This window comes from Micromonospora sp. SYSU B005, from assembly GCF_055362685.1.
In genome coordinates this window covers 174,494-199,014 of sequence record NZ_JAXCFU010000008.1, presented here as the reverse complement: position 1 = coordinate 199,014, position 24,521 = coordinate 174,494, and the positions used below count along the sequence as shown (strand labels likewise).

24 protein-coding genes, 1 tRNA gene and 1 other RNA gene are annotated in these 24,521 nt (G+C 71.4%); 17 read left to right on the top strand and 9 right to left on the bottom strand.

What is annotated here, in order from left to right:
- Positions 1 to 62 precede the first annotated feature (62 nt).
- Positions 63 to 2,963 (top strand): preprotein translocase subunit SecA, encoded by a 2,901-nt coding sequence (secA, locus tag SM452_RS19905; RefSeq protein ID WP_355506481.1) that lies wholly within the window; start codon positions 63 to 65, stop codon positions 2,961 to 2,963.
- 451 nt (positions 2,964 to 3,414) lie between these two features.
- Here secA and SM452_RS19900 read toward each other — a convergent pair whose 3' ends face one another.
- Positions 3,415 to 3,993 carry an Rv3235 family protein gene (locus tag SM452_RS19900; protein WP_463840465.1) on the bottom strand — a complete coding sequence of 193 codons (579 nt, stop codon included), beginning with the start codon at positions 3,991 to 3,993 and terminating at the stop codon, positions 3,415 to 3,417.
- A gap of 95 nt (positions 3,994 to 4,088) precedes the next feature.
- On the bottom strand, positions 4,089 to 4,316 hold the full coding sequence (locus tag SM452_RS19895) for a helix-turn-helix domain-containing protein (RefSeq protein ID WP_013474124.1): 228 nt from the start codon (positions 4,314 to 4,316) through the stop codon (positions 4,089 to 4,091).
- 197 nt (positions 4,317 to 4,513) lie between these two features.
- Here SM452_RS19895 and SM452_RS19890 point away from each other — a divergent pair, with 197 nt between their 5' ends.
- On the top strand, positions 4,514 to 5,023 hold the full coding sequence (locus SM452_RS19890) for a DUF6912 family protein (protein WP_463840464.1): 510 nt from the start codon (positions 4,514 to 4,516) through the stop codon (positions 5,021 to 5,023).
- A 10-nt stretch (positions 5,024 to 5,033) separates the two neighbouring features.
- On the opposite strand, the gene SM452_RS19885 is transcribed toward SM452_RS19890, so the two are convergent.
- The gene (locus SM452_RS19885; protein WP_262014981.1) at positions 5,034 to 6,059 is read right to left on the bottom strand and encodes a hypothetical protein; all 1,026 of its coding nucleotides are present in this window, start codon (positions 6,057 to 6,059) and stop codon (positions 5,034 to 5,036) included.
- Between the two features lie 373 nt (positions 6,060 to 6,432).
- Here SM452_RS19885 and pruA point away from each other — a divergent pair, with 373 nt between their 5' ends.
- From pruA to SM452_RS19840, 9 genes are all read left to right on the top strand, one after another.
- The gene (gene pruA / locus SM452_RS19880; RefSeq protein ID WP_262014980.1) at positions 6,433 to 8,061 is read left to right on the top strand and encodes an L-glutamate gamma-semialdehyde dehydrogenase; all 1,629 of its coding nucleotides are present in this window, start codon (positions 6,433 to 6,435) and stop codon (positions 8,059 to 8,061) included.
- A gap of 135 nt (positions 8,062 to 8,196) precedes the next feature.
- Entirely contained in the window at positions 8,197 to 8,712 is a 516-nt protein-coding gene (locus SM452_RS19875) for a PadR family transcriptional regulator (RefSeq protein WP_013284223.1), read from the top strand.
- A gap of 45 nt (positions 8,713 to 8,757) precedes the next feature.
- Entirely contained in the window at positions 8,758 to 9,879 is a 1,122-nt protein-coding gene (gene prfB / locus SM452_RS19870; RefSeq protein ID WP_262014979.1) for a peptide chain release factor 2, read from the top strand.
- Positions 9,880 to 9,997: 118 nt separating this feature from the next.
- Positions 9,998 to 10,678, top strand: a complete 681-nt coding sequence (gene ftsE / locus SM452_RS19865) for a cell division ATP-binding protein FtsE (RefSeq protein WP_013284225.1) — start codon at positions 9,998 to 10,000, stop codon at positions 10,676 to 10,678.
- A gap of 65 nt (positions 10,679 to 10,743) precedes the next feature.
- Positions 10,744 to 11,619 carry a permease-like cell division protein FtsX gene (gene ftsX / locus SM452_RS19860; protein ID WP_013284226.1) on the top strand — a complete coding sequence of 292 codons (876 nt, stop codon included), beginning with the start codon at positions 10,744 to 10,746 and terminating at the stop codon, positions 11,617 to 11,619.
- 133 nt (positions 11,620 to 11,752) lie between these two features.
- Positions 11,753 to 12,232 (top strand): SsrA-binding protein SmpB, encoded by a 480-nt coding sequence (gene smpB, locus SM452_RS19855; protein ID WP_030271124.1) that lies wholly within the window; start codon positions 11,753 to 11,755, stop codon positions 12,230 to 12,232.
- 104 nt (positions 12,233 to 12,336) lie between these two features.
- Positions 12,337 to 12,712: a transfer-messenger RNA gene (gene ssrA / locus SM452_RS19850) on the top strand.
- A gap of 180 nt (positions 12,713 to 12,892) precedes the next feature.
- Positions 12,893 to 13,312: a hypothetical protein gene (locus tag SM452_RS19845; protein ID WP_463840463.1), complete on the top strand. Its 420-nt coding sequence runs from the start codon at positions 12,893 to 12,895 to the stop codon at positions 13,310 to 13,312.
- Between the two features lie 41 nt (positions 13,313 to 13,353).
- Positions 13,354 to 14,298 carry a hypothetical protein gene (locus SM452_RS19840; protein WP_463840462.1) on the top strand — a complete coding sequence of 315 codons (945 nt, stop codon included), beginning with the start codon at positions 13,354 to 13,356 and terminating at the stop codon, positions 14,296 to 14,298.
- Positions 14,299 to 14,301: 3 nt separating this feature from the next.
- On the opposite strand, the gene mdlC is transcribed toward SM452_RS19840, so the two are convergent.
- Both mdlC and SM452_RS19830 read right to left on the bottom strand, forming a co-directional pair.
- Positions 14,302 to 15,894: a benzoylformate decarboxylase gene (mdlC, locus tag SM452_RS19835; RefSeq protein ID WP_463840461.1), complete on the bottom strand. Its 1,593-nt coding sequence runs from the start codon at positions 15,892 to 15,894 to the stop codon at positions 14,302 to 14,304.
- 109 nt (positions 15,895 to 16,003) lie between these two features.
- The gene (locus SM452_RS19830; protein WP_194798444.1) at positions 16,004 to 16,804 is read right to left on the bottom strand and encodes an S-methyl-5'-thioadenosine phosphorylase; all 801 of its coding nucleotides are present in this window, start codon (positions 16,802 to 16,804) and stop codon (positions 16,004 to 16,006) included.
- 149 nt (positions 16,805 to 16,953) lie between these two features.
- Between SM452_RS19830 and SM452_RS19825 the strand changes: the two genes are divergently transcribed.
- Together SM452_RS19825 and SM452_RS19820 are read left to right on the top strand one after the other, a co-directional pair.
- Positions 16,954 to 17,544, top strand: a complete 591-nt coding sequence (locus SM452_RS19825; protein ID WP_091418814.1) for a YqgE/AlgH family protein — start codon at positions 16,954 to 16,956, stop codon at positions 17,542 to 17,544.
- A 90-nt stretch (positions 17,545 to 17,634) separates the two neighbouring features.
- Positions 17,635 to 17,707: transfer RNA gene (locus tag SM452_RS19820), tRNA-Ala, on the top strand.
- Positions 17,708 to 17,997: 290 nt separating this feature from the next.
- On the opposite strand, the gene SM452_RS19815 is transcribed toward SM452_RS19820, so the two are convergent.
- On the bottom strand, positions 17,998 to 18,252 hold the full coding sequence (locus SM452_RS19815) for a Txe/YoeB family addiction module toxin (RefSeq protein ID WP_262014974.1): 255 nt from the start codon (positions 18,250 to 18,252) through the stop codon (positions 17,998 to 18,000).
- Entirely contained in the window at positions 18,249 to 18,533 is a 285-nt protein-coding gene (locus SM452_RS19810) for a type II toxin-antitoxin system Phd/YefM family antitoxin (protein WP_357208030.1), read from the bottom strand. The genes SM452_RS19815 and SM452_RS19810 overlap by 4 nt, the downstream gene beginning before the upstream one ends.
- A gap of 263 nt (positions 18,534 to 18,796) precedes the next feature.
- On the opposite strand from SM452_RS19810, the gene SM452_RS19805 reads away from it, so the two are divergent.
- Entirely contained in the window at positions 18,797 to 19,252 is a 456-nt protein-coding gene (locus SM452_RS19805; protein WP_463840460.1) for a DUF3592 domain-containing protein, read from the top strand.
- 383 nt (positions 19,253 to 19,635) lie between these two features.
- Entirely contained in the window at positions 19,636 to 20,115 is a 480-nt protein-coding gene (locus SM452_RS19800) for a GNAT family N-acetyltransferase (RefSeq protein WP_262014971.1), read from the top strand.
- A gap of 4 nt (positions 20,116 to 20,119) precedes the next feature.
- On the opposite strand, the gene SM452_RS19795 is transcribed toward SM452_RS19800, so the two are convergent.
- Positions 20,120 to 20,554, bottom strand: coding sequence for an anthrone oxygenase family protein (locus SM452_RS19795; RefSeq protein WP_463840459.1), 435 nt, complete (start codon positions 20,552 to 20,554; stop codon positions 20,120 to 20,122).
- A gap of 123 nt (positions 20,555 to 20,677) precedes the next feature.
- Here SM452_RS19795 and SM452_RS19790 point away from each other — a divergent pair, with 123 nt between their 5' ends.
- Both SM452_RS19790 and SM452_RS19785 read left to right on the top strand, forming a co-directional pair.
- On the top strand, positions 20,678 to 21,622 hold the full coding sequence (locus SM452_RS19790; RefSeq protein WP_262014969.1) for an AraC family transcriptional regulator: 945 nt from the start codon (positions 20,678 to 20,680) through the stop codon (positions 21,620 to 21,622).
- A complete protein-coding gene (locus SM452_RS19785) occupies positions 21,619 to 21,960 on the top strand; it encodes a VOC family protein (protein ID WP_262014968.1) in 342 nt (113 codons plus the stop codon). The genes SM452_RS19790 and SM452_RS19785 overlap by 4 nt, the downstream gene beginning before the upstream one ends.
- A 43-nt stretch (positions 21,961 to 22,003) precedes the next feature.
- Here the strand turns inward: SM452_RS19785 and SM452_RS19780 are convergent, their stop codons facing one another.
- Entirely contained in the window at positions 22,004 to 24,373 is a 2,370-nt protein-coding gene (locus tag SM452_RS19780; protein WP_463840458.1) for a DUF4153 domain-containing protein, read from the bottom strand.
- Between the last annotated feature and the right edge of the window lie 148 nt (positions 24,374 to 24,521).

Genomic DNA, 24,521 nt, shown 5'->3' with positions numbered 1-24,521 from the left:
GTGACCATCGTCGCCTCGGAGCGCCTACGATGGTTCGAGACCGTCTAGGGGAGCGTTGATCCGTGTCGATTCTGGAAAAGTTCCTTCGCGCCGGCGAGGGCCGCATGGTGCGTCGGCTGAAGGCCATCGCTGCCGCCGTCAACTCGATCGAGGACGACTACGTCAACCTCAGCGACGACGAGCTGAGCGGCATGACCGAGCAGTTCAAGGAGCGGCTCGAGGATGGCGAGACCCTCGACGACCTGCTGCCCGAGGCGTTCGCGGTGTGCCGCGAGGCCGCCTCGCGGGTGCTCGGCCAGCGCCCCTACGACGTCCAGGTGATGGGTGGCGCGGCGCTGCACTTCGGCAACATCGCCGAGATGAAGACCGGTGAGGGCAAGACGCTCACCTCGGTCATGCCGGTCTACCTGAACGCGCTCGCCGGCAAGGGCGTGCACGTGATCACGGTGAACGACTACCTGGCCGAGCGCGACGCCGCCTGGATGGGCCGCGTCCACGAGTTCCTCGGCCTGCGCGTCGGCGTGGTGCTGCCCAACCGGCCCGCCAGCGAGCACCGCGCGGCCTACGAGTGCGACGTCACCTACGGCACGAACAACGAGTTCGGCTTCGACTACCTGCGCGACAACATGGCCTGGTCGAAGGACGAGCTGGTCCAGCGCGGCCACTTCTTCGCCGTGGTCGACGAGGTCGACTCGATCCTGATCGACGAGGCGCGTACCCCGCTGATCATCTCCGGTCCGGCCGAGCACTCCGCCCGGTGGTACCAGGAGTTCGCCACGGTGGTGGCCCGGCTCCAGCCCGGCACCGACGGCGAGGGCGACTACGAGGTCGACTACGCCAAGCGCACCATCGCCATCACCGAGCGCGGCGTGGCCAAGGTGGAGGACCGCCTGGGCATCGACAACCTCTACGAGTCGGTGAACACCCCGCTGGTCGGCTACCTGAACAATGCGATCAAGGCCAAGGAGCTCTACAAGCGCGACAAGGACTACATCGTCAACGACGGTGAGGTCCTGATCGTCGACGAGTTCACCGGCCGCATCCTGCACGGCCGCCGCTACAACGAGGGCATGCACCAGGCGATCGAGGCCAAGGAGGGGGTGGAGATCAAGCAGGAGAACCAGACCCTGGCCACCATCACCCTCCAGAACTACTTCCGCCTCTACGAGAAGCTCTCCGGCATGACCGGTACCGCCCAGACCGAGGCGGGCGAGTTCAACAAGGTCTACAAGGTCGGCGTCGTGACCATCCCGACGCACCGGCCGATGGTCCGGCTCGACCGGCCCGACGTCATCTACAAGACCGAGAAGGCCAAGTTCAACGCCGTCGTCGAGGACATCGCCGAGCGGCACGAGCAGGGCCAGCCGGTGCTGGTCGGCACCGTCTCGGTGGAGAACTCCGAGATCCTGTCGCACATGCTGCGCCGCCGCGGCATCCCACACTCGGTGCTGAACGCGAAGTTCCACGCCAAGGAGGCGGAGATCGTCGCGCAGGCCGGGCGCAAGGGCGCGGTCACCGTCGCGACGAACATGGCCGGCCGCGGTACGGACATCCTGCTCGGCGGCAACCCCGAGTTCCTCGCCGCGAACGAGCTGCGCCAGCGCGGGCTCGACCCGGTCGAGCAGCCGGAGGAGTATGCCAAGGCGATGGAGGAGATCCTCCCGACCTGGAAGCAGGCGTGCGACGTCGAGGCGGAGGAGGTGGCCGCCGCGGGGGGGCTCTACGTGCTGGGCACCGAGCGGCACGAGTCCCGCCGGATCGACAACCAGCTCCGCGGTCGCGCCGGCCGGCAGGGTGACCCGGGCGAGTCCCGCTTCTACCTGTCGCTCCAGGACGAGCTGATGAAGCGCTTCCGGGCCGGCGCGGTCGAGGCGGTGATGGACCGCTTCAACATCCCGGAGGACGTGCCCATCGAGTCGAAGATGGTCACCCGCCAGATCAGGAGCGCCCAGGCCCAGATCGAGGGCCAGAACGCCGAGATCCGCAAGAACGTCCTCAAGTACGACGAGGTGCTGAACAAGCAGCGCCAGGTGATCTACGCCGAGCGCCTCCGGGTGCTCAACGGTGAGGACCTGTCCGACCAGGTCCGCAACATGATCGACGACGTGGTGACCGCGTACGTGGTCGGCGCGACGAGCGACGGCTACGCCGAGGACTGGGACCTCGACCAGCTCTGGTCCAGCCTGAAGCAGCTCTACCCGGTCGGCGTCACCGTCGAGGAGCTGGAGGAGGAGGTCGGTTCCCGCTCCGGCATCGACCAGGACTTCCTGCTCGCCCGCCTCAAGGAGGACGCGCACGCCGCGTACGACAGGCGCGAGGAGAACCTCGGCGAGGAGGCGGTGCGCCAGCTCGAGCGCATGGTCCTGCTCCAGGTGATCGACCGCAAGTGGCGCGAGCACCTGTACGAGATGGACTACCTCCAGGAGGGCATCAGCCTGCGGGCGTACGCCCAGCGCGACCCGGTCATCGAGTACCAGCGCGAGGGCTTCGACATGTTCGCCTCCATGATGGACGGCATCAAGGAGGAGACTGTCGGCTTCCTCTACAACCTGGACGTCCAGGTCGAGGAGGCGGAGCCGAAGGCCGAGGAGGTGCAGCTGCTGGACAAGCCGGTGGAGATCCGGGCCAAGGGTCTCAACCGCGCGCCGCAGCAGCAGGGCCTGCAATACTCGGCGCCCGCCGTGGACGGCGAGGCAGGCCGGGGCGCTCCGGTGATCGAGCGGCCCGAGCAGCAGGCGCCGGCGCTCGGCATCGGCCAGCAGTCCTCGGAGCGCCCGGCCGCCACCACGCCGCGCCGTGCACCGGCCGGGGCGAGTGGCCAGGCTGTGGCCGCCAGCACCGCCCGGCGGGCGGCTCCCGGCCAGGTCGACGGCGGCGAGGGCCCGTCCCGTAACGCGCCCTGCCCGTGTGGCTCCGGCCGCAAGTACAAGCGCTGCCACGGCTCGCCCAACGGCGGCAACTGACCCCGAACGAGCGCCCCGACGGGCCCCGGCCACCAAGGCCGGGGCCCGTCCCCGTCCCCGCCCGCCCCTCGCCCGTCCCCGCCCTACCCGCCCCGCGATCTTGCAGTTTCGGCCCTCGTCGTGTCCGATTCATGCCGGTATTGGGGGGCCGAAAGTGCAAGATCGGCGTCGGTGGAGGCGCGGGCGTGGGCCGGAGATCCTCGTTCGGCGGGTTGCTGCGGCGAGCCTCCCGTTGGGCGAGATTGGCGTTCCGGCTGGTGGGAGCGGTGGAGATCTTGGTAGGAAAGGGCCCCTATGAGGGCCGTTTGGTACCAAGATCTCCGCTGGGAGCTGGGAGCTGGGAGCTGGGAGCTGGGAGCTGGGAGCTGGGAGCTGGATGGCTGCGCCCGCTCGCAGATCGGCGCGGGTGGCCGCGGTGCGGCGAGCCGGGTCGGGGAGGCGATGGCCCGGTTCAGAGGACGTCGAGGACGAGGCACAGCCAGGTGCCTCGGCGGCATTCCAGGCGTATCGCTACCGCCCAGCTCGCGCCTCCGGCGCCGGCGAACACGGCGGTGGCCTCGACCGCGCCCGCGCGGGGTTCGCACACCCGCAGGCGTCGCAGCAGCAGCGCCGGCCGGGCGGTACGGCGGCGGACCGGTGTCACCCGGCGGGCCGCACGGGTCAGTTCGGCCGCCACCGGGCCGGCCGACTCGGGCAGGCAGAGCGGCCGGAGCTGGCCGGGCGGCCGGAAGCCGTTGACGATCTCCAGGAAGGTGCGCACGAACAGGTGGGCGGCCCGCGCTCCCTCGGGTGTGGCGGAGGCGAGGGCCGACGCCTGCGCACCGGACCAGCGGGGCCAGGCGGGTGCCGGGTCAGGGGCGCGGCCGGCGGGGCGTGCGGTGGCTCGGCGACGCGGGTCGGACAGGTCGAGCGTGAGCTGACCGACGGGACTCCAGAGCGGTTCCTCGTCGGTGCACGGCGGGTCGAGCGGCGGGGCGGGCCGGAGACGGACCGGCGGGCGGGGTGCTCGGGGACGGCGGGTGTCGACCATCTCAAATCCTTGCGTTTGCCTTCGTTTGCCTCCGACAGACCCTCATCTTCCCGGACGTGTGCGACCGCCGTCAATGGCGGGCGGTCCGCGGGCGGTCACTCCTCGTCGCGCTCGCCGAGCGGGTTGCCGCGTACCCACTCGGCGGTCTCGGCGTACTTGCGCTCGATGTATTCCTCCAGCCGGGCGCGCTCGACCCGCCACTGACCCCGGCCACCGATCTTGATCGCGGGCAGTTCGCCGCTGCGGACCATGTGGTAGACCTGCGAGTCCGACACGTTCAGCTCGGCGGCGACGTCGGACAGCAGCAGGAACCTCGACTCCACGGTGTGACTCCCGGGGTTGGTTGCGTTTGCTTCAGTTTGCCACCACCGGGTGACATCGCCAGGTGCCCGTTCGGGAGACACACCGGCGGGAGACTTCACCCGCACGGGTGCCGGGTGTATGACGGTCTCGGCGTACGGCATGATCGGCGCCCGGAGTCGGCGCCCGCCGACGATCGGCCTGAGTGTGGGAGTGACCCGTGACCGACGAGCTTGTCCGGGTGTACCTGCCGGCGACCGTCCCCATGCTCGCCCGGCTGCGCGAGGAGGGGCTGAGCGCCGAGGCGGCGCACGCCGTGACCCCGGAGCTGCGCGAGTGGTACGCCGAGGGCGACGAGGAGGAACTGGAGTACGTGGCCTTCACCCGGGCCGCCCAGGACGCGCTGCTCCTGCTCCGCAACGACCCCACAGCGCCCCGGCGACGGGTGGTCGTCTCGGCCGACCTGCCGGCCCGCGCGGTCGGCCGGGTCGGCGGCGAGCTGGGGTCGAGCGTGGTCCGGCCGGCCGGGCCGGTGCCGGTGAAGTCGATCGCCGCGTTGCACGTGGACGGCGCGGACGCGGTCGAGGACGTGGCCGCCGCCGTCGACGTGGTGGTGGAGGCCCAGGCCGGCGACCCGGATGCCCAGTTCACCGTCGACGGCGCCGAGGACCACGAACTGGAGTGGTACGACGTGACCGAGCTGGACCTGCTGCTGCGCGAGGCGGGCTGACCGGGCCGGTTCAGGCCGCGGGCTCGTCCTCGTCGTCGTCCACCGGGCGCGGCCCGAGCGTGCGCCCGAAGACGATGAGCGTGGTCAGCGCGCCGACGAAGAGCACCCAGATCCCGTTGTCGACCCGGGAGGTGCCCAGCGCGGTCTGCGCCACCTCGTCGGCCTCGCTGAGCGCGGCGGCCAGGTCGAGCAGCCCACGGCCGCCGATCCGGATGATCACCTCGGTGAGCAGCAGGAGCAGGCCCGCGCCCGCCCCGGCGACCAGGTAGGCCGGCCAGCGCAGCGGCGACGCCGCGCCGTCGCGGCGCTCCGCCCGGCGCCGGGACCAGGTCAGATAGAGGTACGCGGCCAGGCCGGCCAGCAGCCCGGCGAGCAGCGATTCGGTACGCGAGACCCACTTCGCGGCGTCGAGCACCGACTGCTGGGTCTCCCCGGCGCCGAACAGGTCGGAGAGCGGATCGCGGACGCGGCTGAACAGCACCACGAAGATCTGCGCGGTGAGCGTGGCGAGCGTGATCGCCCCCACCACCCGGGCCTGGCGCGCGCCGGCCATCGCCCCGCCGATGATCGCTGCCGCCGCCGCGGTGCCGGCGATGGTGTTCGTGGTGGCGTTGTCCGCGTACGTCAGGTTGATCGCCACCGCGGTGACGAGCCCGACCAGGAGGCCGGTGCCGACGGCGGCCAGGAAGCGCAGCGTGGCGCGGCCCAGCCGGTTCGTCGCGAGCAGGGCCATTGTGGCGCCGGTGACCAGCGCGGCGGTGATGACGCCTGGCAGCGCGTACGCGGAGAGACTGATCGCGGTGACGCCGGCAGCCGTGGAGTGGATCGCCTCGCGGGTCGACCAGAGCATGGCAGCCAGCCACCCGACCGAGAGCAGGGCGAGCACGATCGCGCCCGGCGCGAACTCCGGCCGCCCGGTCGCAGCGGCCTCGTCCGTGGCCGTGGCCTCGTCCGTGGTCGCCTCGCCGGCCGACGGCTCGACGGCCTCGGGCTCGTCCGTCTCCGCGGCCGTGGAGCTGCCGGGCTGGTTGCTCATCGTCTCCCCTTCGACGGTCGCCGGATCGCCCGCGCCGGGCCGGGCAGGTCACCGGTCATCCAGCGTACGCGGCGTGCCGCCGCCGCTCGGGCGGGCCGGGTACGGCAGGCACCGAAACCGAGCGCGCCGAAGGATCGACGACGTGTCGTCCCGTACTCCGATGTTTCGTCGGTTGTGGGTGGGCGGCGGCTGAAGGTCCGGAGACGAGCTGGGCTGTCCGGTGTGCCGGGGAGGCGGGGCCCGCGGGGGCGTCTCGTGACAGAATCGGGCCAGGTCCCGCCGCCGCTGACCCCGCGGTGTCCGGCGTCCGGCCGCCGGCCGACGCCCGCGGGTCCGGTTTCGCCGTCGCCGTCGAGATCGCCAGGAGCCTGTGATGGACGCCGTGTTCTCCGTACCCGAGCCGCTCAACGAGCCGGTGCACAACTACGAGCCCGGCAGCGCCGACCGGGAACGGCTCCAGCGACGGCTGGCCGAACTGGCCGCCGAGCGGATCGAGCTGCCGATGACGATCGCCGGCGAGCGCCGGATGGCCGGCGGCGCGTCGATCGACGTGGTGCAGCCGCACAAGCACGCGCACGTCCTCGGCGTCACCGGGCACGCCACCCACGACGACGCCCGCGCCGCGGTGAAGGCCGCCAAGGACGCCGCTCCGATGTGGCGTGCGCTGCCGTTCGAGGAGCGGGCCGCCATCTTCCTGCGCGCCGCCGACCTGCTCGCCGGCCCCTGGCGGGACACGCTCAACGCGGCCACCATGCTCGGCCAGTCCAAGACCGCCGTCCAGGCCGAGATCGACTCGGCCTGCGAGCTGATCGACTTCCTCCGGTTCAACGTGCACTTCGCCCGGCGGCTCCTGGCCGAGCAGCCGCTGTCCTCGCCCGGGGTCTGGAACCGCCTCGACCACCGGCCGCTGGAGGGGTTCGTCTACGCGATCACCCCGTTCAACTTCACCGCGATCGCCGGCAACCTGCCGTCCGCGCCGGCCATGCTCGGCAACACGGTGGTCTGGAAGCCGTCCCCGACGCAGCAGTTCGCGGCGCACTTCACCATGCGCCTGTTCGAGGCCGCCGGCCTGCCGCCCGGCGTGATCAACATGGTCACCGGCCGCGGCGAGGAGGTCTCCGAGGTGGCGCTGGCCGACCCGGACCTCGCAGGCATCCACTTCACCGGCTCGACAAAGGTGTTCCAGCACCTGTGGAAGACCGTCGGCGACAACATCGCCCGCTACCGGGGCTACCCCCGGCTGGTCGGCGAGACCGGCGGCAAGGACTTCGTGGTCGCGCACTCCAGCGCCGACGTGGACGCGCTGCACACCGCGCTGATCCGGGGCGCCTACGAGTACCAGGGCCAGAAGTGCTCGGCCGCCTCCCGGGCGTACGTCCCGCGGTCGATCTGGGAGGGTGGCCTGCGCGACCGGCTCGCCGCCACCGCCGACTCGCTGACCTACGGCGACGTGACCGATTTCAGCAACTTCGGCGGCGCGGTGATCGACGACAAGGCGTTCGGCCGGCACACCGCCGCGCTGGAGCTGATCAAGGGTGACGACTCCTGCCGCATCCTGGCCGGCGGCACCGCCGACGACTCGGTCGGCTACTTCGTCCGGCCGACGCTGTTCGAGTGCTCCGACGCCGCACACGAGACGTTCACCACCGAGTACTTCGGGCCGATCCTCGGCGTGCACGTCTTCGACGACGCCCGCTTCGACGAGGTGGTCGCCCAGGCCGAGTCGATCGCGCCGTACGCGCTGACCGGGTCGATCTTCGCGACCGACCGCCGGGTGGTCGACCGGGTGGCGGAGAAGATGCGGTACGCCGCCGGCAACTTCTACATCAACGACAAGCCGACCGGCGCGGTGGTCGGGCAGCAGCCGTTCGGCGGCGCCCGGGCCAGCGGCACCAACGACAAGGCGGGCTCCTGGCACAACCTGGTCCGCTGGATGTCGCCGCGGACGATCAAGGAGACGTTCGTCCCGCCGACCGATCACGCCTACCCGCACATGGGCTGAGACGCTCGCCGGAGGGCCCGTCCCGGCCGGGGCGGGCCCTCTTCCTCATCCGACAGTGCACATCGGACCCGTCATCGGGTGCCGAAATGAGCAAATCCTGGACGCCAGAGCCGACAAAGTGGCAGCTTAGAGGGCATGGCGGAATCCGGAGTCAACCCGACGGCAGCAGCTCTGCTCGGTCTGCTGCACGACGGCCCGATGACTGGCGGCCAGTTGATGGCCGCCGCTGAGCGCCGGCTGGCGCCGTACTGGTCGATGACCCGCAGTCAGGTCTACCGGGAGCTGCCGGTCCTGGCCGAGAAGGGTCTGGTGCGTCTCGGCAAGCCCGGGCCGCGGATGAGCCAGCCGTACGCGCTGACGGCGGCCGGGAAACGGACATTCTCCCGCTGGCTGGCGGAGAATCCCGGCAAGGACACCATCCGTAACCCGATAGCGCTACGGATCGCGTTCGGTGACCTGCACTCGTCGAGCCAGCTCAAGAACCTGTACGCGACGGCGAACGAGTACCACACCGAGGCGCTGGCGGCGGTGCGGGAGCAGGTCAAGAACGCCAAGAAGGAAGGCGACAGCTACGACGCCAGCGCGCTGGAGTTCGCCGTCGCCTACCACAAGGCGGCGCTGTCCTGGCTGAAGACCGCGCCGGTCGGCTGACCACCTGCGGCGGCCGGGCCAGGATAGGCAGTAGTCTTGTCTGTCGTGACCGCTGCCGATTACGCCGAACAGCTCAAGGACCTCGACGCCACGCTGCGCAACATCGAGGCTGTGCTCGACCTCGACAAGCTGCGCGAGCAGAAGGCCCGGCTGGAGCAGGAGGCCTCCGCGCCCGACCTCTGGGACGACCAGGCCAAGGCGCAGCAGGTGACGTCGCAGCTGTCGTACGTCAACGGCGAGATCACCAAGCTCGGTGACCTGCGCTCCCGGCTCGACGACGCCGGGGTGCTGCTGGAACTCGCCCAGGCGGAGGACGACCCGGGCGTGCTGACCGAGGTCGAGTCGGAGATCGCCGGGCTGACCAAGGCCATCCAGGAGATGGAGGTCCGCACGCTGCTCTCCGGCGAGTACGACTCGCGGGAGGCGCTCGTCGCGATCCGGGCCGGCGCCGGTGGCGTGGACGCCGCGGACTTCGCCGAGATGCTGCTGCGGATGTACCTGCGCTGGGCCGAGCGGCACGGCTACCCGACCGAGGTCTACGAGACCTCGTACGCCGAGGAGGCGGGCCTGAAGTCGGCCACCTTCACGGTGAAGGTGCCCTACGCCTACGGCACGCTCAGCGTGGAGTCCGGCACGCACCGGCTGGTGCGGATCAGCCCGTTCGACAACCAGGGCCGCCGGCAGACCAGCTTCGCCGGGGTCGAGGTGCTGCCGGTCACCGAGCAGACCGACCACATCGACATCCCGGAGAACGAGGTCCGGGTGGACGTCTACCGGTCGTCCGGCCCGGGCGGGCAGAGCGTCAACACCACCGACTCGGCGGTGCGGCTGACCCACATCCCCACCGGCATCGTGGTGACCTGCCAGAACGAGAAGTCCCAGTTGCAGAACAAGGCCTCCGCGATGCGGGTGCTCCAGGCCCGGCTGCTGGAGCGCAAGCGGCAGGAGGAGGAGGAGAAGCTGGCCGGCCTGAAGACCGGCAGCACCAGCTCCTGGGGCGACCAGATGCGCTCGTACGTCCTGCACCCGTATCAGATGGTGAAGGATCTGCGTACCGAACAGGAGACGGGCAATCCGTCCTCGGTCTTCGACGGTGACCTGGACAGCTTCATCGAGGCGGGAATCCGCTGGCGGAAGCAGCAGCAGCTCAGCGCTGACAGTGCGTGATCACGCTCGGACGCAGCGCGTCATCGATCTCGGGCTGACCGGGTAAATCGATGACGCGCACCGCTTCGGCGGGGCGTGGGGCTTGGCTCTGCGGTTACACCGCGTAGACTACCGACCCGTGATTCAGCTTGAGCAAGTGACGAAGACGTACCCGAAGGCGTCCCGGCCTTCGCTCGACAACGTGTCCGTCTCGATCGAGAAGGGCGAGTTCGTCTTCTTCATCGGTCCATCCGGCTCCGGCAAGTCCACCATCATCAAGTTGCTGCTGCACGAGGTCACGCCCAACAAGGGCCGGGTCGTCGTCAACGGCAAGGACGTCACGTCGATGCGTTCCTGGAAGCGACCCCACTTCCGGCGTTCCATCGGCTGCGTCTTCCAGGACTTCCGGTTGCTGCCGAACCGCACCGCGTACGAGAACGTGGCGTTCGCGCTGGAGGTGATCGGTAAGACGAAGGCGGTCGCCCGCCGGGTCGTGCCGGAGGTGCTGGAGCTGGTCGGTCTCGGCGGCAAGGAGCACCGCTACCCGCATGAGCTCTCCGGTGGTGAGCAGCAGCGTGTCGCGGTGGCCCGGGCGTTCGTCAACCGGCCGCTGATCCTGCTGGCCGACGAGCCGACCGGAAACCTGGACCCGGACACCTCGATCGAGATCATGCGCCTGCTGGACCGGATCAACCGCACCGGTACGACCGTCGTGATGGTCACGCACGACTCCAACATCGTGAACCAGATGCGGCGCCGGGTGATCGAGATCGAGAGCGGCCGCATCGTGCGCGACCAGGCCCGCGGCGTCTACGGCTGAGCCGGACGACGTTCCGTAGACCCTGACGACGAAACCTCACGCCGGAGAGCCGGAGGAATATCCCGATGCGGATGAAGTACGTCCTGTCCGAAGTACTGGTCGGGCTGTGGCGCAACGTCACCATGACCATCGCCATGATCATCACAATGGCGGTGTCGCTGTTCATGCTGGGCGGCAGCGGCCTTCTCTACCAGAAGGTCGGCGACATGAAGGACCTCTACTACGAGAACGTCGAGGTCTCGATCTTCCTGAAGACCGATGCCACCAAGGAACAGGTCGACGCGCTGGGTCAGCAGCTCGGCCAGGATCCCCTGGTCAAGGACTCGACGTACGTCAACAAGGAGCAGGCGTACGAGCGCTTCCAGCAGATGTACGCCGACGCCCCGGACCTGGTCAGCGCCGTCAAGCCGGACCAGCTTCCCGAGTCGTACCGGGTGAAGCTGAACGACCCGGAGCAGTACAAGGCGATCTACGACAAGTACAAGGCCACCGAGGGCATCGACACGATCGTCGACCAGAGCAAGCTGCTCGACAAGGTCTTCGGCGTGCTGAGCGGCTTCCAGAACGGAGCGCTCGCGATCGCCACCGTGATGGCCATCGCCGCCCTGCTGCTCGTCGCGAACACCATCCAGGTCGCCGCCTACAGCAAGCGGCGTGAGGTGGCGGTCATGAAGCTCGTCGGCGCGTCGAACTGGTTCATCCAGGCGCCGTTCGTGCTGGAGGCGGTGGTGGCCGGTCTGTTCGGCTCCATCCTGGGCCTGCTCGCGTTGGTCGGGGTGAAGCTGCTGTCGGCCGGCAGTTCGATGGCGGCCCTGGAGGGCCTCATCACCCCGATCTCCTGGTCCGAGATCTTCCTGACCTTCCCGCTGATGGCCGCCGTCGGTGGCGTGGTCAGCGCGGTCACCGCCTGGGTCACGCTCCGCTTCTACCTGCGGGTCTAGTCACCTCGTACGGCTCACCGAGGGCCCTCCCGCGCCGGAATAAACGGCGCGGGAGGGCCCTTGTGGTTCCGGTAGCATGATCTCCGCTCGCCGGCCGGTGGCCGGTGAGTCGATCAGGAAGGGGGTGGCGCCGATGCCACGGGAAAAGGGTCGCAAGGTGGTCGCCTCCAACAAGAAGGCACGCCACGACTACGCCATCCTCGACACGTACGAGGCGGGCATGGCGCTGACCGGCACCGAGGTCAAGTCGCTGCGGGCCGGGCGGGCGTCGCTCGTGGACGCGTTCGCCCAGGAGCGCGACGGCGAGATCTACCTGCACGCCATGCACATCCCGGAGTACGCCCAGGGCACCTGGACCAACCACGAGCCCCGGCGTACCCGCAAGCTGCTGCTCAACCGGCTGGAGATCGACCGGCTGCTGGGCAAGCTCAAGGAGAGCGGCCTGACGCTGGTGCCGTTGCAGGTCTACTTCTCCGACGGCTGGGCGAAGGTGGAGATCGGCCTGGCCCGAGGTAAGAAGTCGTACGACAAGCGCCAGGACCTCGCCAAGCGGGACGCCGACCGGGAGATCGCCCGGGCGGTGGGCCGGCGCGGCAAGGGCATGGGTGAGTGATTCGTCCGGTTCGTCCCGGTGGTCCGCGTCAGGCGGGCCTCGGGATGAAACCGGTTGCGCCAGGCGTTAGGCTTGGTGTGCTGCCGACAGGGGCAGCACTTCGAGGGGGTGACTGGTTTCGACTTCGTACGCAGCGACAGGGGAAGCGAGCCGAGGAAGCCGACGTCGTCTCGAGAATCGGTCGTCGGAAACCAATAAGCGCCAAGAACAATCGCGCTGACTTCGCTCTCGCCGCCTGAGGCGAGTAGCAAGTCTGTCGGCCTGGGAGTGCCTTCGACCCAGTTAGCCGGCATCAGCTAGAAGGCTGGCCAATCGGACCCGGTCGCGGGGTCCGTGCGGCGAGATCAATCAGCGACTGGGCCCGTCACACCAACTTGCTCGCGTGAGCGGTGGGGCCGAGTAGAGGCATAGCGAGCTGCGCTCGGAGAAGCCCTGACAAACCGGCGAAGGACCCGGGTTCGATTCCCGGCACCTCCACCACACGGCCTGTGCGCCCCGGTCCACCCGGACCGGGGCGCACAGTCGTCTCCGGGGCCGGTGACAACTCGCGGGGCTGCTGATGCCGATGGGGCAGATGAGGCGGCACCGACCGCTGGACAGGCCCTCGAACCGGGTCCACCATCGCCATACGGGTTCGCACCCAGCAGCGGGAGGTGTCCCATGGTCACCAGTCCGATCCAGCAGCCGACCGCCGTGCTCCCGAGCGCCTCCGGTGACCTGCGCGCCCTCGGGCGGGCGCTGGCCACCGCCGGGCCGCGCTGGCGGGAGCGACTTCTCACCGATCTGGACCCCGTCCGGCGGGGGTTCACCGAACACGTCCGCGTCACCGAGGGAGCCGGCGGCCACTACGCCGACCTGGTGCGCGCCGCGCCACGCCTGGACCGGGGCGTACGCCTGCTGGTCGGTGAGCACGCCGCGATCAGCGCGGCGCTCCAGCACGCCGTACGCCTGCCCGGGGTGTCCGCCGCGGAGGTACGGGCGCGCACCCGCGATCTGCTGCGTGCGCTCGACAGGCACCGGCGGCACGGAGCCGACCTGCTCTGGGAGGCGTACCAGGCCGACCTCGGCGGCGAGGACTGAGCCGGGGGAACCGGCCGGGACGGGCACGCGTCCAACCCCGTATGCGTCGCGTGCTCGCCCTCCTCGGGATCCCGTTGCTGGCCCTCTCCGCCTGCGCCACGCCCGGCGCCGATCCGGGGGTGGCCCCGCCTGCCGGCCCGGACCAGCGGCCCGCGTTCACCGAGCGGGCGCAGGAGGTGGCAGCCGGCTGGCGGCCCGTACCGGGCTGGCACGACGGGTACGTCCCGCTCCAGGACGCCACTGTGCTCACCGGCGACCCGGGCACCACCGCGGAGACGAAGACGGCGTTCAACGCCGGCTGGTACCGGGACCAGATCCCGATCCCGGCAGACGTGCCGAAGGACGGCACGATCCGGTTCCCCGACGGCACGCTGCGGGTGCCGCTGGTGAGCGCCGCCGACGCGTACGCCCAACTCCACCAGGGCGATCCGCCGCCCTGCGACGGGCGTCCGGCCGCACCGGATCCGGCACCGACCGGGCGGCCCGGCCCGAACGACCCGGTGTCGACCTCGGCGCCCGGCGCGTGCGTGGCGCTCACCGTGACCGGGGTACGGCTGGGCAGCGCGCCGGTGTGGACCAGCCGAGGGCGTGCCGAGGTGCCCGCCTGGCTGTTCACCGTGGAGGAACTGGCCGTACCCGTGGCCCGGGTCGCTGTCGCGCCGCGCGTGACCGGCCGGGTGTCCGGCGGCACGGTGCCGAGCAGACCGCTCCCGGCGGGCCTGGCGTCCGCGCAGCAACTACGGGCGGTGGAGGGCAACCGCATCGACTACGTGCTCGGCGTCGGTGCCTGCGACAGTCCGCCCACACCGCTGGTGCTGGAACGGCCGGACGTGGTGGTGATCGGCGGCGCCGTGGTCCCGCCCACCGGCCCGTGCACCATGCAGCTTGTGATGAAGCCGGTCAGCGTCACGCTCGCCGCGCCGGTGGGCGGGCGCGTGGTGCTCGACGCCGGCAGCGGCGCCCCGCTCGTCGTCCAGCCCGGCTGAGGCTCACAGGATCCGCGGCACGTCGGTGCTGATCGCCACCGGCAGCACCGTCGGCCGGTCCGCGTCGAGCGCTGTGGCGAGTGCCGCGCCGAGCCCGTCCGGCGTGGTCACCTCACCGGCGCACCCGTAGCCGTGCGCCACCGCCGTCACGTCCAACCCGGGCAGGTCCAGCGCCGGCACGCCAGGGGTGTGTTTCAGGTCGGCGAACGCCTTCAGGATCGCGTACTGCTGATTCACCGGGACCACGACGGCGAGCGGCAGCCGCAGCCGCGCCGCCGTCCACAACGCCTGCACCGAGTAGTGGAACGAGCCGTCGCCGACCACCGCGACCACCGGGCGGCCGCGCCCGGTGTCGCGTTCGGCGAGCGCCATGCCGACCGCCGCGGGCAGCCCGAAGCCGAGGCCGCCGCTCGCCATGGTGAGGTACGAGCGCGGCCGGTCGATCGGCAGCCGGCGGCGCAGCGCGGCCAGGTTGGACGGCGACTCCTGCACCAGCACCCCGTCCGCCGGCCACGCGGCGGCGAGCGCGGCGAACAGCGCGTCGGCGCTCGGTGGGTCGGCCGGCTCCGGCGGGGCCGGCTGCGGGCGCGGTGACGGCGCCGCCCGGCCGGTCGGCGGCAGCAGCTCGCACAGCGCGGCCATGGTCAGCCCGGCGTCACCGAGCAGACTCTCCCCGACCGGGGCGCGGGCCGCCTCGTCCGGGTCGTCGGTGACGTGCAGCAGCCGCGCGTCGCCGGGCAGGTAGTCGCCCGGGACGTGCGGGTAGTAGCGGAACACCGGCGCGCCCACCACCAGCACCACGTCGTGGCCGCGCAGCGCCTCCGACAGCGGCCCGATCGCGTACGGCAGCACGCCCCGGAAGTGCGGGTGGCGCTCCGGGAACACGGCTCGCTCCGGCGCCGGGGCGGCCCAGACCGGCGCGGCCAGGCGCTCGGCCAGCGCTACCGCGTCCGGCCAGGCGTCCGACCGGTCCACCGCCGCGCCGAGCACCAGCGCCGGGGCGTGGGCGGCGGCCAGCGCCTCGGCGAAGCCGCGCAGCCGGTCCGGGTCCGGCGCGATCCGGGTGGCGACGGTACGCACCTGCGGCGGCGGGTCGGCCGGACGGTCCCAGTCGTCCATCGGCAGGGAGAGGAAGACCGGCCCGGCCGGTGGCTGCACCGCCGAGGCGTACGCCCGCATGAAGGCCGCCGGGATGTCCTGCGCGCGGGCCGGCTCGTGGGCCCACTTGACGTACGGCTGGGCCAGCTCGACCGCCCGGGGGCTGGCCAGGCGCGGCTCGATCAGCAGCATCTCGCGGGTCTGCTGACCGGCGCTGACGATCAGCGGGGTCCGGTTGTGCCAGGCGGTGACCAGATTGCCCATGCCGTTGCCGGTGCCCGGCGCGGTGTGCAGGTTGACGTGCGCGGGCCGGCCGGTGCCCTGGGCGTAGCCGTCCGCCATGGCGACCGCCGACGCCTCCTGGAGCGCGTGCACGTACTGGAAGTCGTCCGGGAAGTCCTGGAGGAACGGCTCCTCGGTCGAGCCCGGGTTGCCGAAGACAGTGGTCAGGCCGAGCGCGCGCAGCAGGTCGTAGGTCGCCTCCCGCACCGTCGCCATCGCCGGCTGCCTCCGTTCCGCACGCGGATGCCGGAGCCGGCCCGGTGCCCAGTCTCCCGACCAGCCGAATCTATCGGGCCGAAGGCGACTTTTCGGGCGCTTCCCGCGCTCAGGGCAGCGGGAACGGCAGCTTGATCCCGTCCAGGGCGCTCCCGCACTCGCACTCCCGCTCGGCAGGCAGCGCGGCGACGGCGTCCAGCAGCAGCCCGCGCAGCCGGTCGGTGTTCTCCGCGAAGACCCGGAACACCTCCTCGTGGGTGACCGACTCACCCGCCTCGACGCCCGCGTCCAGGTCCGTCACCAGCGCGATGGACGTGTAGCAGAGGGCCAGCTCACGGGCCAGCACCGCCTCCGGGTGACCGGTCATGTTGACGATCGTGCCGCCCATCGAGGCGAACCAGCGCGACTCCGCCCGCGTCGAGAAGCGCGGACCCTCGACCACGACGACAGTCCCGCCGTCCACCGCCGGCACGCCACGCCCGGCCGCCGTGTCGAGCAGCGTGCGCCGCCCGGCCGGGCAGTACGGGTCGGCGAACGACACGTGCACCGCGCCCCTGTCGTAGTACGTCTGCGTGCGCCCGCTCGTGCGGTCGATCAACTGATCCGGCACCACGAACGTCCCCGGACCCAGCTCCGGCCGCAGGCCGCCGACCGCGCACGGCGCCAGCACCTGGCGTACGCCCAGCGACCGCAGCGCCCACAGGTTCGCCCGGTACGGGATCAGGTGCGGCGGGTAGCGGTGATCGCGCCCGTGGCGGGGCAGGAACGCCACCCGGCGACCGCCCACCTCGGCGACGGTGATCGGGCCCGACGGCTCGCCGTACGGGGTGTCCACCACGTGTTCCACCCCGTCGAGCAGGGCGTAGAGCCCCGACCCGCCGATCACCGCCAGCTCGGCCTGCGCCGCCATCCGGCCCTCCCTCGATCCGTCGTGATCACCCGCCCGTCAGACCTTAACCAGCGGGCCGGGTGCAGGCTATGGTGCGTGACATGGCGTTGACAGGGTGGACGGTCGACGGCCGCGGGCCCGTACGGGCGCACGGCTGACGGGTGTCGGACATGCAGAGTGAGGGGCAGGCGATCGGTGGCCGAGCCATGGAGTCGATGACCGGACGACTGCTGGTCGCGACACCAGGGCTCAAGGATCCGAACTTCGACCGTACGGTCGTGCTGCTCGTCGCCCACGAACCCGGCGGTGCCCTCGGGGTGGTGCTGAACCGGGCCACCGAGGTCTCGGTGGCCGACGTGCTCGGCGACTGGAGCGACCTCGCCCGCGACCCGGCGGTGCTGTTCGAGGGCGGCCCGGTGCAGCCCGACTCCGCCATCTGCCTGGCCCGGATGCGGCACCCCGTCCGGCCGGTCAAGGGCTTCCACCGCGTCTCCGGCGCGGTCGGCACCATCGACCTCTCGGTCGACCCGGAGAAGCTGCGCGAGGCCGTCGGCGGGATCCGGGTCTTCGCCGGTTACTCGGGCTGGGGTGCCGGGCAGGTCGAGCGCGAGATCGAGGAGGGCTCCTGGTTCGTGTTCGACGCGCTGCCCGGTGACGCCTTCGTCGACCGACCGGATGATCTCTGGCCGATGGTGCTGCGCCGGCAGGGCGGCATGATGGCGGCGGTGGCCCACTTCCCGCCGGACGTGGCGCTGAACTGACCCCCTCGGCGGGGGACCCCCGCGAGATGACCATGCGGGGCGGCGTGTGTATAGTTCTCTCCGTGCCCGGGCGACCGGGGACGACCGCAAGGGGCCGTGGCGCAGCTGGTAGCGCACCACACTGGCAGTGTGGGGGTCAGGGGTTCGAGTCCCCTCGGCTCCACCCTTGGAACAGCAAACCAGCAGCCTGGTCGACGATTGCTCGACCAGGCTGCTGGTTTGTTTCTCCGGCTGTCGTGCAACCGGATCCTCGGGAAGGGCGGCCTGTGCCGCCAGCAGCAGCCGTCACGGTCGGGACGCCGTCGTCAGGGGCGCAACCTAGCTTCAGCCATAGCCGGTGAGAAGCTCCAGATGCTTGCCCGCCTGCCGGTCGTAAATTCTCTACGGCGAGTTGCATGACGACGGCACGCAGACCGCCTTGAGGGCCCTGCCCCTCGGCGGGAGTCCGGTACCTCATTCGTAGTGGTAGCGGCACTGCGCGATCTGCACTGTGTCGTCCATGATCCGGTATACGAGGCGGTGTTCCTGGTCGATGCGTCTCGACCAGAATCCCGCCCAGTTTCCGCGGAGCTGCTCCGGTTTGCCGATGCCTTGGTGGCCGTGGCGTCGGATGTCCTCGATCAAGGCGTTCACTCGCTTGAGCATTTGGCGATCTCGTTGCCAGGTCAGATAGTCTTCCCAGCCTTTGCCGGCGAATTGGACCTTCACGCTGCCGACGCCTCGTCTGAACCGGCGTCGGGGTCGATCAGGTCGTGCATCTCCCCACCCCCGTTGCGCAGCTCTTCGACGGCTTCATTCAGGCGGCGCGCGTTGGCAGGGCTGGCCATCAGGTAGGCCGTCTCCTTCAACGACTCGTACTCGCGTAGCGAGATGATGACCGCGGCCTCCCGGCCGGAGCGGGTCACCACCACCTCCTCGGCGTCGTCCACGACATGGTCGAGCATCTTGGCCAGGTTCTGCCGGACTTCCGAGTAGGGAACGGTGCGCATGTTGCTGCCTCCCAAGCGTTACGTACAATAAATTGTACAAGTTTGCCGGGCTGCTTGTCAGGTGGTCCAACATCTGACCTTGAACTGTCGATCAGGTTCACACGCGGCCTCTGGGCGCGTCCACGGCGGGACGAGCAGCGCACCAACATCTGGATCGCCCCGTGCGCCGCCCACACCATTGATGCAGGCGTCGGAACACTTCACAACGCACTTGTCCCGGCCGGCGACTGACCGATGCGAACCGAGGCACGAGGAGGCCGGTAGTGGGGGGCCCGTTCGGCTGGCGAGAGTTGAAGCTGGTCCTCGCGGTTGTGCTGGGCACCCTCCTGATCGGCGGGGGGATGCTGCTCACCGGTCGGCTGAACGAGGCGATCGACGAGCGGATTCGCGTCGGCGCCGAGACGACAGGCGAAGTGGTCCACGTCGAACGGTTCAGGATCACCCGTTCGTTCTCCGCCAACAGGCTGACTGTGGACTACACGTTCGACGGCGTGCGGCACCGGGAGCGGTTCTCCAGCGAACTCGACGAGAGTGAGTTCCGCGTCGGGGAGTTACTCGATGTACGCGTCGACAGGACGGATCCGACCCGGGCTGCCACGCCCGACGGGTACGCGACGGAGGATCTGCTCCTGCAGGCGCCGACCGTCCTGGCGGGCCTCGGCATCGTCGTGATCGTGATCTCGCTCGCGCTGATCAGAACGGGCCCCCGGCGCGATTAGGTGGGCCGGCGGGATCCGACTGCCGCCCCGACACTTGGGAACCCTCCCCGGGTGTTTGTTGTCTTCCGGCCTCCTCGATGCAGGCATAGTGAATGCATGCAGATGCAGGTTCGGCGGCGGTTCTGCGGCGGCGCAACACAGTCGCCCTTGCCCGCTTCGCCGGCCGATCGGACGGCACGCGCTCCCTGCCCGGCGAGAGTGCCGCCGAGCTGAACGACCAGCGGAAACAGCGCGGGCCGCAGTTGAGCGCAGCGTGATCGTGGGGGATGCGCCGTACCGGCCGACGCCCTGATCGAGGACGGCCCGAAAGTCGGATCATGGGGTGACGCCTTCCGGGGATGATCATGATCGTCCGCCCGTGATCCGACCGTGAGGAGAACACCGTGAACGACGCCATCCGCATCCGCCAGGCTGGTCCGGACGACGCGGCCGTGGTGGACGCCCTGGTCCGGGAGATCGCGGCCCACGAGGGGGAGAGCGAGCATGTCGGCGCCACCCCCGAGCGGTGGCGCGAGGTGCTGGGCCGCGCCGACGTGACGGTCCTGCTTGCCGAGCGGGACGGCGAGGCGCTGGGCTACGTCTCCGCGCAGCGGCGCCTGCACATGTGGAGCGGCGTCGACATCCTCGCGCTCGACGACCTGTTCGTCCGTGCCGAGGCTCGGAACGGTGGCGTGGGCCTGCGGTTGATGACCGCCTTGGCCGAGCGGGCCGCCGCCGAGCGGCTCGTCATCCGGTGGGAGGTGAAGCCGGAGAACGAGGCGGCGCAGCGCTTCTACCGGCGGCTCGGCGGGACGCTCTTCCCGAAGGTGGTCGTGCGCTGGCTGCCGGAGAGCTACCTGCCGTTGGTCGACGACAAGCCGTAGCCGCTCAACCCGTCGCGCGGCCCGCGAGCACCAGCGCCCAGCACAGCGCGCCGAACCCCGCAGTGCTCGCCAGCGCCCGGACCACGTTCCAGGTGACCCAGGCGGACTCGAAGCGCTCGCGTGCCGCAGCCACATCGGCCGTGCCGGCCGCCGCGAGCGCGTCGTTCAGCGGCACGTTCACCGCCACGGTGACGACGAACATCACCAGGTAAAGCGCCAGCCCGGCGACGATCCACGGCAGCGCCGGCCGCGCCGGACCCCGCCAGGCCAGCACCGCCGCGAGCGCCGCCAGCACCGGCGTACCCAGGAACGCCAGCAGGAACCAGCCGTTGACGATCGTGACGTTGATGCGCTGCATGGCGTCCACGAACGTGCGGTCGTCCGCGCCGCGCAGCGCCGGCATCACGGCGTATGAGAAAGCGGCGAACAGGCCCGCCATCAGCCCGGCCCCGACTGTGGCGCCGACCAGCGCCAGTTGTGAACGAGTCGCATGTCCTCATCGAAGCGCCGGGCGGTGAGACGGCCCATGGTCAGGACGCGCGATCCTGTGTTCAATCGTCTCGTGGACGCCGTCTCCGGCCTGCTCGACGGTCCCCGCGCGCGGGGTGCCTTCCTGCTGCGTTCGATCCTCACCCCGCCCTGGTCGATGCTGATCCGGGACGAGGCTCCGCTCACGCTCGTCGCCGTGGTGCGCGGGGACGGCTGGATCGTGCCGGAGGAGGGGCAGGCCGCGCGGCTGACCGGCGGTGACGTGGCGATCGTGCGCGGGCCGGCCCCGTACACGGTGGCGGACGACCCGGCCACGGCGCCGCAGGTGGTCGTGCATCCGGGCCAGCGCTGCACCACACCGGACGGGCGGGAGCTGTTCGCGATGACGCGGTGGGGCGTACGCACCTGGGGCAACGGGCCGGACGGCCGGACCGTGCTGCTCACCGGCACGTACCCGGTGCGGGGAACTGTCGGACGACGGCTGCTGGAGGCGCTGCCGCCGCTCGCGGTGGTGCGGCGCGAGTCCTGGGACACGCCGCTGGTGCCGCTGCTGGCCGCCGAGATCGTCAAGGACGATCCCGGCCAGGAGGCGGTGCTCGACCGCCTGCTCGACCTGCTGCTCATCGCCGCGCTGCGGGAGTGGTTCGCCCGGCCGGGCGCCGCCGCACCCGCCTGGTATTTGGCGTACGCCGATCCGGTGGTCGGCCGCGCGCTGCGGATGCTGCATCATGACCCGGCCCGGCCGTGGACGGTGGCGTCGCTCGCCGCCGAGGTGGGGTTGTCGCGGGCGGCGCTGGCCCGGCGCTTCACCGCGCTGGTCGGCGAGCCGCCCATGGCGTACCTGACGGGCTGGCGACTGGCGCTCGCGGCCGACCTGCTCCGCGAGCCCGGCGCCACAGTCGGCGCGGTGGCCCGCCGGGTCGGCTACGGCAGCTCGTTCGCCCTGAGCACGGCGTTCAAACGCCGGTACGGCGTGAGCCCGCGCCGGCACGTCGACCCGGATAGATTGGCCGGATGACTGTCGACCTGTTCGCCGGCGTTCCGGTGCGCGATCTCGCGGTGGCGACGGACTGGTACGAGCGGCTGCTCGGCGCCCCGCCGCAGTTCCGGCCGAACGACAGCGAGGCGGTGTGGGAGCTGGCCGAGCACCGCTACCTCTACGTCGACGTGCGGCCCGAGCACGCCGGTCACGCCATGCAGACGGTCTTCGTCGACGACCTCGACTCCCGCGTCGCGGCGATCGCCGCCCGGGGTCTGACGCCGACCGCGCAGGAGACCTACGACAACGGCGTCCGCAAGGTGATCTTCCACGACCCGGACGGCAACGAGATCGGCTTCGGCGGCGGTCCGGCCTGACGGTCCGGCCGGGCCGCGTGGATTCGCGGCCCGGCCTGCGACGTCAGCGCGGGCGCCGGGTCTTCGGCAGGTCGAACTGGTCGGCCCGGCGGCAGTCCTTCGGGCCGCCGATCGCCTGCGGGCCGACCTCGTCGAGGGCCTTGCGGGCGCGCTGGCGGCCCAGGTTCCAGGCGTACCAGGGGTCGGGCTCGGCGAGGTCGTCGGCGATCCAGCTCAGCGTGCACCGGCGGACCGGGTCGGGGAGCTTGGCGAGTGCCGGGGTGGCGTCTGCGGACAACGCACGCAGGTACCAGGCGTCGATCTTGCCGGTCTGCTCGTACCGCAGGGTGTTGCGGCGGGCGACGTAGTCCTCCGGGTTGAGCACGGCCAGGCCGAGCAGCATCGCGACAGCCAGCGCGAGCGTGGTGCCGGGGATCCACCGGCCCCGCCACTTGACGCCGGCCGCGATGATCATCAGGAAGACCGTGCCGAGCAGCATCTCGAACGCCATCACGAAGATCCGTTCGCCGGTGAAGCTGTAGACCTTCTGGTACGTCCACATCCGGGACAGCGCCGACGCCACGATCACCACGCTGAGCGCGCTGATCAGCCCGAGCAGCACGCGCAGCATGATCCGCTCGACCGGCTGCTCCCGGCGTGCCCAGCGGCTCACCCCGCCGAGCACCGCCACCGTCAGCAGCGTGACGAAGAGCAGCTGCCAGAAGCCGCTGCGCGCGTACTCGGCGTAGCTGAGCCCGGCGACCCGCTGCACGTGCTGCTGCCCGCCGAAGAGCGTGGTGAACTGCACCACCACGAACCCGGCGAACAGCAGCGTGAGCGCGCCGATGGCCGGGGCCCACTCCAGCAGGCCGAGACGGCGCTCACCCTCGCGATCCACGGTGGACAGGTCGGGCGGCGCGGCGAGCGTGTAGAGCGCGGCCACCGCGATCAGACCGCCCACCACCGCGAGGAACAGCCAGCCGAACACCGTACCGATGTTGATCTCGGGGACGAGCGAGCCGAGCGCCTCGGAGAACGCCGCGTCGGCCGACGCGAGCAGGCTGCCGAAGACCACGAGCACCACGACCGTGGCGACCACCGAGACGGTCACCTTGCGTACCGTCGCCTCCTGCGGCGAGGCGGTGATGTGCCGGCGTACCCACGGCAGGCCCCGCAACGCCGCGAACGGCGTCGCCACCAGGCCGAACAGGACCGAGCGCACCAGCCGCCCGCCGGTGATCGCCAGGGTGGCGCAGCCGAGCGCGCCGAGCACGCAGAACGTCACCAGCCACCAGGCGTTGCGGAACGCCGGCACGGCGATCAGGGCCAGCGCGGCCGCCGCCCACCCGGCCCGGATGAGCTTGTCGGCGCGCGGCAGGTCCGCGGTCTTCGACCGGACCGCCAGCACCACCGCGAGCGTGAGCGTGAGCCAGCCCAGGAACCAGCCGACGCCGACGCGGCCGAGCGGCACGAAGACCGCGCTGCCGACCGCGGCGGCCAGCACCGCGAGCGGCACCGCCCGCCCGGTCGCCGCCTTCGGGCCGGGCCACCGCGCGCCGAGGAACGAGGTCCGCGGCACCTGGGGTCGCGGCGTCCACGTCGGCGCCTGCGGGTGGCCACCCCACCCCATTCCGGGGTACGGCGGCGCGGGCGTCGGCCCACCGCCGTGCGGAGGCGGCGTGCCCGGAGCGCGCTGAGTACCCGGCGCGGGCAGCGGCCCGGAGGCCGGCTGCGTGCCGGGCGCGGCCCATGACCCGGAGGTCGGCTGCGCACCCGGGGGAGCGGCAGGCGTCTGCGAGGCTCCCGACGGGCCGGACGTCGGTGAAGTGGCCGTCTGCGGCGCGCTGTCGCCGGAGCGCACGCCGGTCCCGGCCCCACCGGAGCCGGCCGAGGCCGCACCCGCTGCGGTGGCGCTTGCGACGGGCGGCTTCGAGCCGGCCGCCTGGGTAGTGGCCGAAGCCGCCGGGGCGGCATCCGGCGTGGACGGTGCCGCGTCGCCGGTGGCCGGGGACGCTTCGCCCTCCCGCTCGCGGCGAGCGGCCGGAACGGTGTCCGGCGGGGCGGCGACAGCCTCTCCGCCCGTCGGCCGGTCGGCCGGTGCGGCGGCCGGGGCGGCGCCCTCCACGGGGGAGCGCTCGGCGGCGGGCGCAGCGGCCTGCGCGGGCACCGCAGGCTGGCCCGTCGCCGTCTGCTGGACGGCCGCCGGGACCAGCGGAACGAACAACGCGTACCCCTGGGTGCCGGGCGGCACGCTGACCGGAATGGCCCAGCCTGGTTGCCCCTCGGCGCCGGGCCACGGCACCGGCGCGGGAGCGCCCTCCATCGTGGGCACGACCAGCAGGTACGGCTGTGCGGGGGCGGGAACGTCGCCCGGTGCGGGACCGGCCGCGGGGGCGGCGCGGGACGACTCGGGGGACGGGACCGGATCGGACAAGGGACGCTCCTCGATCACAGGGTTTCGTCACTCTAGGGCCCATCAGGCGTCCGTCGCCGCCCCGGTTGTCCGTTCGGTCATGCCGCCCGGCCCGATCGGCGCGGATCGAACCTTTGGCGGCTCGCGCCCGTACCAGTGCGCGGGAGGT